Here is an 8816-nt window from a genome sequence, read left to right as displayed (position 1 = left end):
ATGACCGCGGCACGGCGGTGATGGAGAGGATGCGAAGCCTGACGCCCGTGAGTTGATACGACGGCGCCCGTGGCTCCGGTCTCTGAAAGCCGTTCACCGGCTCGCTAACGCCCGGACCACCAGGCGGAGCTTCGGTGCTCCGGCGGCGTACCGCCCGAGTCCCCGCCGGCCCCCACGCAAAACAGCCGCGCACCGACCGATCGGCGGAATCTTCGGACCTTACCGGGCACCCGCCGTCGTCGTGGCCGGTCCGGTGATCGGCAAGGTGGTGCGGTGGGCCGAGCCGGTGGAGCCCTTGGCCGCTCAGGGCAGCGGTGTTCCACCGGTGGCGTTGACGATTTCCGCGGTGATGTAGCCGGCGTGCGGGGAGGCGAGGAAGACGTAGGCGGGGGCTATCTCGGCAGGCTGGGCGGGCCGGCCGATCGGGGCCTGTTTGCCGAATTCGGCGGTGTCCGGCATCGTCGCGGGGATCAGCGGGGTCCACACCGGCCCGGGTGCTACGGCGTTGACGCGGATGCCGTCACGGACGACCATCTGCGCCAGCCCTTGCGTGAAGGTGACGATCGCGCCCTTCGTCGTGGCGTAGTCCAGCAGATGCGGGCTCGGCTTGTAGGCCTGCACGGATGTCGTGTTGATGATCGAGCCGCCTGCGGGTATGTGCGGGAGGGCCGCCTTGCAGAGCCAGAACATGCCGTACAGGTTGGTGCGCACGACGCGGTCGAACTGCTCGGTCGAGATCGCTTCGATGCCGTCCGGCTGGGACATCTGGTACGCGGCATTGTTGACGAGAATGTCGATCCGCCCGAACTCCTCGACCGCTCGTTCCACGAGCCGGCGGCACTGGTCCTCCTCGCGGATGTCGCATTCGACAGCGACTGCTTCGCGCCCTGCCTGTTCGACCAGAGCGGCGGTCTCGGCGGCGTCTTCCGCCTCTTGGGGAAGGTGGGTGAACAGGACGTCCGCTCCCTCGCGGGCGAAGGCGAGCGCTACCGCCCGCCCGATGCCGGAGTCGCCTCCCGTCAGCAGTGCCTTGCGGTCTTTCAGCAGGCCGGAGCCCTCGTAGGAGTCCTCACCGTGATCGGGCGGTGGATCCATGGGGCCCGTCCATCCAGGATGCTCCTGGTCCTGTTGCGGGAATTCGGGGCGGGGATGCTTGTCGACCGGGTTGTCAGGCATGAGAACGTCTCCTGAACGGGTGTGAGGTCAGCCGGGACGGCAGATATCGAGGGCCCCATAGGCATCACTCGCTCCTGGCTGAGACCGACCCTGCGGCGATCTTGGATTCGAGCTTCGATCGAGTACCCCTGTGCACCCGCCGCATGCGCATCACGGCTCCCCGACGTTCTGGGCTGCCGGGCACCCCGGCGGCCGGACAGACCTGCTGTTGGCCCTGCCGGCACGCCGTACGGAACATCCGGCCGCACGGCGGTACCGCAACTCGACCACAGCCCTCCGGGTGAACACGCCCTGCGCGGCGCGGCGGCCGACGCGCCTTCACTTTCGCTCCTTCCCGGGAAACACGTACTCGTCGAGGACCAGGCCGACGGCGACGGCCGCCGGGATGGCGACGAGGGCGCCGATGATGCCGAGGAACGCCCCGCCGACCAGCACCGCGAGGACGGTGACCAGCGGGTGGACGTCGACCGCGAACTTCATGGCCCTCGGCACGATGAGGTAGTCCTCGGCGACCCGGAAGACGACGTAGAAGACCGCGGTCGCGATCGCGATGGGCAGGGACACGGACAGCGCGACGAGGCTGACGACGATACCGGCGAGAGTGGAGCCGACGATCGGGATCAGGTCCATCAGGGCGGTGAAGATGCCCAGGGCGGCGGCGTAGGGGACGCCGGTGCCCGCGCACCAGGCGAAGGTCGCCATGCCGGCGATCCCCGAGGTGACGAGGTTGCCGAGCATGAACTTCCCTGTCCGGTTCATGATCTCTTCGGCCACACCCTCGACGCGTTCGCGTCGGCTCGCGGCCACGAAGCGGAAGCAGAACTGTTTGACGGCCGGCAGGGCCGCCATGCAGTACAGGGTCACCGTGATCACGATCGCCGTCGACGTGAGGGTGCTCAGGACCATCTGGCCTGCGCCCAGGACACCCCCGGCCAGCCCGGCCGCTCCGTCTCCCGAGCCGATCTGCCGCTTGGCCTTCTCGAGCAGGTGGTAGCGGTCCTCCAGGCGGCCGATCGCCGACTGGTGGTCGTGGACCTGCTGCAACCAGCCGGGCACCGCGTCGACCACCGCGGACATCTCCTTGGTCACCGGCGGAATGACCAGAGCCAGGAACCCGCCGAGTACCACGACGAACCCCGTCAGCACGATCGCGACGGCCCAGCCGCGCCGAAGACCCCGGCGCGTGAACCACACGACAAGTGGTTCCAGACTGATGGCGATGAACACGGCCAGCAGCAGCAAGGTCAGCATCGAGCTGACACGCAGAACGGTCTGAACGGCGAGCCACGCCAGACTCGCGCCCAGGCCCAGAGCGAACCCCACCGTCACCCACGACCGTCTGCGGCCGCCGTGTGGATCTCGACGCGGCGGCTCCTGGACCGCCTTCCGAGACATCTCCACGGCGTCCACCAGGCTGGGGCCTGGGCCTGGGCTGTGTACGCCCGTCCTTTCCACCGCACCGTGCTCCTCCCGAGCAGGCTCGGGCCCGGACCGCGCAGACATCGCGACGCCTCTCCTCGACTGCCTCGAACGGGCGTGGGGCGTATCACTCGGGACACTCCTGAGCGACCTCCCGCCCTGTGCCGTCGCCCACGAGCAGTTCGTCCGAGACGCGTTGCGGCACAGAGCCGGGTACCCGGGGAATCCGCTCGTACCTCGTCCGTGTCCCGTCCGGCGCGTCGTGAGCCGGCCGGGACACGGAAGCGGTGAACGCTTGGCCGACATCCGATCTCTTGAGGCAGGAGCCGAATACCGTGACCGGTCTCGATCCCTTCACCGACCTGCTCGACTACCCCATGTACGTGGTGACCGCTGAGGCCGACGGGGAGAGAGCCGCCTGCCTGGTCGGATTCGCCTCGCAGTGCTCGATTCGGCCCGCCCGGTTCATGGTCTGGCTGTCCAGAGCCAACCGGACGTACCGGGTGGCCGAGCACGCCGAACGGCTCGCGGTCCATCTGCTGCGCCGCGACCAGGACCGGCTGGCCCGGCTCTTCGGCGGCGAGACCGGCGACCGTACGGACAAGTTCACCGACGCCCCGTGGCACCCGGGACCGGGCGGATCACTGATCCTCGACGAGGCCCCTGCCTGGTTCGTCGGCCGCGTGGAGAACCGGATCGACGGCGGCGACCACGTCGGTTTCCTGCTCGCTCCGGAGGCGGCGGAGAATCTCGCGGACAGCCGCACCCCTCTGCTGACGCTGAACGACACCCATGACATCACCCCGGGCCACCCGGCGAACTGAGCAGCGCCTCTTCCCCGGCCAACGCAGTCGCCTGCGCCGTATCACCGCTCCCAGACCCACCACCGCTCCCGTCGCGGCGGCCGACACAAGCCCACGATGTCGCGCAAGTGCCGCCTGGGCCGAGCGGGGGTGGGACGTCCCGCCGAAGGAGCCGTGTGCTCCAGGGTCGTGTTCCGGGGCTTCGTCCGCGGGGTGCCAGAGGTTAGCCGTGCGGGGCCGGGTTCGCTGCCGTCTGTCTGCTGCGACGCGTAGCCGGTGCGCGCGAGGTAGCGGTCCAGCAGGGCGGGGGCCAGTTTGTTCGCGAGGATGGTCGCGGCGGTGGACGCGCCGTAGGTGTATCCGAGTACGGTGGCGCCGCCGCTGACCCGGACCACGATCATGGTGGTCGAGTCCCAGGCCAGCGTGCCGTCGCCCTCCGGTGTGTCGGTGGGGACGGTTTACACGGCGGTCTTGATCCGGTCCACGAGCAGCTCGCCGTCGGCGGCGATGCGCGGGGTCATCACTCCTCCGGCTTGTCCCGGCGCTGCTTGCCGCCGGGGAGCATTTCCTGCACCTTCGCCTTCAGCCCCTGCCGGATCATGCCGGCCCGGTCACTGTCGCCCTTGACGAAGGCGGAGGCCGCGGCCTCGATCTGGTCGAGGCCGGCGTGCGGCGGGATCGGCGGTACGGCGGGGTCGGTGCGGAAGTCGATGACGAACGGCCGGTCGGCGCCGAGCGCCCGCTGCCAGGTGTCCTCCACGTCTCCCGGCTTCTCCACCCGTAGCCCGCCGAGGCCGATCGAGCGGGCAAAATCGGCGTACGGAACGTCCGGGAGCGCCTGCGAGGGCAGGAACTGCGGGGCGCCGGACATGGCGCGCATCTCCCAGGTGACCTGGTTGAGATCCTGGTTGTTGAGGACGGCGATGACCAGCCGCGGGTCCTCCCACTCGGGCCAGTACTTGGCGGCGGTGATGAGCTCGGCCATGCCGTTCATCTGCATGGCTCCGTCGCCCACGATCGCCAGCGCGGGACGATCGGGATGCGCGAACTTCGCGCCGATGACGTATGGCACCCCCGGCCCCATGGTCGCGAGCGTGCCGGACAGGGAACCACGCATGGCGCCGCGCATCCGCAGGTGCCGTGCGTACCAGTTGGCGGCGGAGCCGGAGTCGGCGGCCAGGATCACGTCGTCCGGCAGGAGTGCGTCGAGCGCGTGCACCACGTACTCGGGGTTGATGGGGTCCGCGTCCACGGCCGCACGCCGCTCCATGACCTCCCACCAGCGGGCCGTGTCCTTCTCGATCTTCTTGCGCCACTTCCCGTGCTGCTTACGCTTCAGCCGCGGCAGCAGGGCCTCGAGCGTCTGCTTCGCGTCACCGACGAGGTTGACCTCGAAGGGGTAGCGCAGCCCGATCATGAACGGGTCGATGTCGATCTGCACGGCGCGGGCCTGGCCGAACTCGGGCAGGAACTGCGTGTACGGGAAGCTGGAGCCAATGACGAGCAGGGTGTCGCAGTCCCGCATCAACTCGTAGGAAGGGCGCGTGCCGAGCAGCCCGATCGATCCGGTCACGTACGGCAGATCGTCCGGCAGCGCGTCCTTGCCGAGCAGGGCCTTGGCCACCCCGGCGCCGAGCACGTCGGCGATCTCCTCCACCTCGGCACCGGCACCGCGCGCTCCCTGCCCGATCAGGATCGCGACCTTCTCGCCAGCGTCCAGCACCTCGACCGCGCGAGCGAGGTCCGACGCGGCCGGGACCGGCGCGGAGTGCGCCAGGCCGAGGCTGGACGGCACCATCTTGAAGGCGTGGGTCGGCTCCGAGTAGGTCAACTCCTGCACGTCGGCGGGGATGATCACTGCGGTCACCGTGCGCTTGGCGTACGCGGTACGCATGGCCCGGTCGATGACGTTGGGCAGTTGCTCGGGGACGGTCACCATCTCGCAGTAATCGGAAGCGACGTCCTTGTAGAGGCTGAGCAGGTCGACCTCCTGCTGGTAGCTGCCGCCCATGGCACTGCGGTTGGTCTGTCCGACGATGGCGACGACCGGAACGTGGTCGAGCTTCGCGTCGTAGAGACCGTTGAGGAGATGGATCGCCCCGGGGCCCGAAGTCGCCGCGCAGACGCCGACTTTGCCCGAGAACTTGGCGTAGCCGACAGCCTCGAACGCGGACATCTCCTCGTGCCGCGACTGGACGAACTTCGGCTTGTTGTCGGATCGTCCCCAGGCCGCGAGGAGGCCGTTGATGCCGTCGCCGGCGTAGGCGAAGACGTGGTCGACGTCCCATTCGCGGAGCCGCTGGAGAACGTAGTCGGACACCTTGATGGACACGGGATTTCCTCTCATCGCGCTGATTGCCGGTTGCGGAACCAGTAGGTCCCGGCCGCTGCCGCTCCAAGGGCGCAGGCCCCGGCGCCCGCGGCCGGCAGGCGGCCGTCACGGGCGGAGTCCTCGGGCCGGTCGGCGGGCTTCTCGGGGTGGTCGGCGGGCAGGTGTCGGCCGTCCATGGCACGTGCGGGTGCCTCGGCCAGACGCAGGGCGCGCCTGCCGGTGTCGCCCTGTTCGATCTGGGTACGGCAGCTGAAGCCGTCCGCGAGGACCAGTGCGCTGGGGACGGTGTCCCGTACGGTGGGCAGCACCCCTTGCTCCGCCACGGTCATGGACAGGTCGTCATGGCCCTGTTCGAAGCCGAAGTCGCCGGCCAGACCGCAGCAGCCTGCGTCCAGGACGCTCGCGTCGATCCCGGCGCGCCGCATCGGTTCGCGGTCGGCGTCGTCCTTCGTCACCGCGTGCTGGTGGCAATGGGTCTGCCCGGTGACCGCCCGGGTGAGGGACGGGGGCTGCCGGCCTTCGCCGGTCGCCCGATAGGAGGGGCACACGACGCCGCCTTCGTGCGTGCGGCAGTTGCCGACGCAGCGCAGCACGGCCCGGTCGAAGGAGTGCTCGTCGTCCGGGTAGCTGAAGTGCGTGTCGTGACTGTCCGGGCGCCACACGGATCCCAGGCGCAGGTTCTCGTCCACTCGGTACGGGTCTACGACCTTGCCGGGGTTCATCCGGTTGTCCGGGTCGAACAGGGCCTTCACCCGCCCGAAGGCGGCCACCACATCCTCCCCGAACATGCGCGGCAGCAGCTCGCTGCGTACCTGCCCGTCGCCGTGCTCACCGATGAGCGAAGCGCCGTAGGAGGCCACCAGGTCCGCGGCCCGCAAGAGGAACGCCCGGAAGTTCGTGACGCCTTCGGCGGTGGTGAGCTCGAAAGGGATGCGGGTGTGTACACAGCCCTGCCCGAAGTGCCCGTACAGGGAGGGGTGGTCGTAGCCGAAGTCGGCGAAGAGCTTCTTCAGGTCGCGCAGACAGTCACCGAGAACCTGCCGATAGTTCGAGCCATCCGTCGCGCAGGTCCCCCGGCTGCCGACGTCGAACCGCACCTCGCCGTCCACCCGCTCGCGGAGCGCTTTCCCCAGGGCACGTGTGTCCAGCACCGTCTCCGATCCACGTGCCTCGATCACCATCGGCTCCCCTTCTGCGAGCGCCCGGACGCGGAGGACCGCTCGGATGCGTTGGACGGGTTCCCGATGATCGGGGTGGCTAACGTCCGACCGGAGACGAGAGCGGTGCCGGTGCTCCGTCACCTGAAGTCCTTGCGGGCCTTGGCGAATTCGGTGAGAAAAGCTTCGCGGAACGCCTCCAGGTCGTCCGGATTGCGGCTGGTGACCCAGCGTGTCGGCCCGGTGGTCGCAGATGCGCGCCTGCTCGTCGGCCCAGACCCCGCCCGTGTCTCCGATGTCCGGGGGCGGACTCGGCCACGAGGTCAGCGTGCGGCTCAAGACCACGTCCGCCTCGACCAGGGTCCACGGCGCGGCAGATCGCAGCGACCGGAAGACGGGATCCCCTATCGCCACTCTTGAGGAGCCACGTACAAACGCAGCCGTACCTGCCCTGCCGCGGGGCTTTCCATGCCGGCGCGCCGCCCCTCCTGAGAGCGCGTCATCGCGCCTGTACCGTCTTCGGAACCATCGGGGCGGGCAGACTCGGTGTCGGGAATCTCTTTGCCGTCGCGGGTGATCCCCGGAGCGGTGGTGTTGCCGTAGGGCAGCGAGGCTCTTTCTGTGACATCAGGGACTGCCCGTGAATCGGTGCGGGCCCGCCCTTCCTGGTCAGACGGGTTGGCGACCTGCTGCCAACCTCGGCCTTCGTCCCACGCGATGCCGTAGTGCTCGTAGAGACGGTGTTCCTCGTCCACCGTGAGGAAGCCCCCGGCGTCGACGTCGACATGGGGGGCGTCTTTGACGGTGGCCTTGGCGTAGGAGACCTCCAGGTGGTCATCCACCATGGTGGCCTCGCGAGTGGGGACGAAGGACTCGCTGGTACCGAAGAGCCCGGTCTTGATACTGACCCACTCGGGTTCGCCGGTCGCATCGTCGAGGAAGACATGCTTGGTGTCGCCGATCTTGTTTCCGTCGACGTCGTACACCGGATGGCCCAGCACGGCGGCAATCTGCCCTTGAGTGATCATCCTGGCCTCCTGCCTCCCTCGGGCGGACGCGGCCCGCGCCCTCCCCGCCGGGGCCGGGCGCGAGCGATGGAAGGATCGAAGGAGCAAAACAGTGGGTCTTGAGCGAAGGCTCGAACATGGATGCGCGGGGCATCGTATGAACCAGGCTCTGCATTTTGGCTACGTCCTGCGGAGCTGATGCCCGCCCGGCCGGAAGTCGACGTCACTCACGGCGTCGCTTCTGTCCTCTCTTCTTCTTGGGAGCTTCCTCCTCGTCGTTCGCCCCCTCCTCGTCCTCGTATGCGTCCTCGTCCTCGTATGCGTCCTCCGCCGCTTCTTCGCCCTCGTTCTCATCCTCGTACGCCGAGTCGACGCCTTCCTCCGTATCGCCTTCACCCTCGGGCTCTTCACCCTCCGGCTCCTGCTGCTCGGCCTCTTCCTCCTCGACGGCGTCATCGTGGGACACGACGACTTCTCCGTCACGGATTTCGCCGCGCCAGCCCTCGGGTTCTTCGTTGGTGAGGGTCACGTATCGCTGGAAGTTCTTGAAGTCCAGTCGCAGGCGGCGCCCCTGCACCCGCCAGAGGTTGCCCGTCTTCTCGAAGAACCCCGACGGGTAGTACTCCACCACCAGGACGACGCGAGTCAGGGTGGGCGCCAGCTCATGGAAGCTGACCGCACCGCGAGTGCTCCCCTTGGCTCCCTCCGAGGTCCACACGATGCGGTCGTCCGGAATCTGTTCCTGGACGGTCGCCTTGAAGCTGCGCGACGAAGGACCGACTTTGACCTTCCAGTCGCTCCCGCCCTCATCGTCCTTGGAGACGTCACGGACACCCTTGGCGAAGCTGCTGAACTTGTCGTACTGCGTCCAGTAGTCATAGGTGTCCCGGAGCGGCACGCCGACATCGAGAACCTCGATGAT

Annotated in this window: 7 protein-coding genes and 1 pseudogene; 1 reads left to right on the top strand and 7 read right to left on the bottom strand. The window is 68.6% G+C overall.

Annotated features, from left to right (window positions below):
• Nucleotides 1-303 precede the first annotated feature (303 nt).
• Together ACFYW9_RS41075 and ACFYW9_RS41070 are read right to left on the bottom strand one after the other, a co-directional pair.
• Nucleotides 304-1176, bottom strand: a complete 873-nt coding sequence (locus tag ACFYW9_RS41075; protein WP_351874911.1) for an SDR family oxidoreductase — start codon at nucleotides 1174-1176, stop codon at nucleotides 304-306.
• A 318-nt stretch (nucleotides 1177-1494) separates the two neighbouring features.
• Entirely contained in the window at nucleotides 1495-2505 is a 1011-nt protein-coding gene (locus ACFYW9_RS41070; protein ID WP_389160244.1) for an AI-2E family transporter, read from the bottom strand.
• A gap of 425 nt (nucleotides 2506-2930) precedes the next feature.
• Between ACFYW9_RS41070 and ACFYW9_RS41065 the strand changes: the two genes are divergently transcribed.
• Entirely contained in the window at nucleotides 2931-3419 is a 489-nt protein-coding gene (locus tag ACFYW9_RS41065) for a flavin reductase family protein (protein WP_389160243.1), read from the top strand.
• A gap of 499 nt (nucleotides 3420-3918) precedes the next feature.
• Here the strand turns inward: ACFYW9_RS41065 and ACFYW9_RS41060 are convergent, their stop codons facing one another.
• From ACFYW9_RS41060 to ACFYW9_RS41040, 5 genes and pseudogenes are all read right to left on the bottom strand, one after another.
• Nucleotides 3919-5745 carry a thiamine pyrophosphate-requiring protein gene (locus tag ACFYW9_RS41060; protein WP_389160241.1) on the bottom strand — a complete coding sequence of 609 codons (1827 nt, stop codon included), beginning with the start codon at nucleotides 5743-5745 and terminating at the stop codon, nucleotides 3919-3921.
• The gene (locus ACFYW9_RS41055; protein ID WP_389160239.1) at nucleotides 5742-6911 is read right to left on the bottom strand and encodes an FAD-linked oxidase C-terminal domain-containing protein; all 1170 of its coding nucleotides are present in this window, start codon (nucleotides 6909-6911) and stop codon (nucleotides 5742-5744) included. Before ACFYW9_RS41055 ends, ACFYW9_RS41060 begins: the two co-directional genes overlap by 4 nt.
• A 116-nt stretch (nucleotides 6912-7027) precedes the next feature.
• Nucleotides 7028-7278, bottom strand: a pseudogene (locus ACFYW9_RS41050) (DJ-1/PfpI family protein); the annotation flags it as partial.
• A gap of 13 nt (nucleotides 7279-7291) precedes the next feature.
• A complete protein-coding gene (locus tag ACFYW9_RS41045; RefSeq protein WP_389160237.1) occupies nucleotides 7292-7915 on the bottom strand; it encodes a PRC-barrel domain-containing protein in 624 nt (207 codons plus the stop codon).
• Nucleotides 7916-8117: 202 nt separating this feature from the next.
• Nucleotides 8118-8816: SRPBCC family protein (locus tag ACFYW9_RS41040; protein ID WP_389160235.1), on the bottom strand; the 699-nt coding region annotated here is incomplete at its 5' end.

Origin of the sequence: Streptomyces sp. NPDC002698 (assembly GCF_042888945.1) — a bacterium.
GTDB lineage: Bacteria > Actinomycetota > Actinomycetes > Streptomycetales > Streptomycetaceae > Streptomyces.
This window is presented reverse-complemented; position numbering and strand designations above follow the sequence as displayed.

Bases quoted from the DNA above. Each gene is read 5' to 3' on its own strand.
- ACFYW9_RS41075 (WP_351874911.1), bottom strand. From the start codon at position 1,176: ATGCCTGACAACCCGGTCGACAAGCATCCCCGCCCCGAATTCCCGCAA.
- ACFYW9_RS41060 (WP_389160241.1), bottom strand. From the start codon at position 5,745: ATGAGAGGAAATCCCGTGTCCATCAAGGTGTCCGACTACGTTCTCCAG.
- ACFYW9_RS41055 (WP_389160239.1), bottom strand. From the start codon at position 6,911: ATGGTGATCGAGGCACGTGGATCGGAGACGGTGCTGGACACACGTGCC.
- ACFYW9_RS41045 (WP_389160237.1), bottom strand. From the start codon at position 7,915: ATGATCACTCAAGGGCAGATTGCCGCCGTGCTGGGCCATCCGGTGTAC.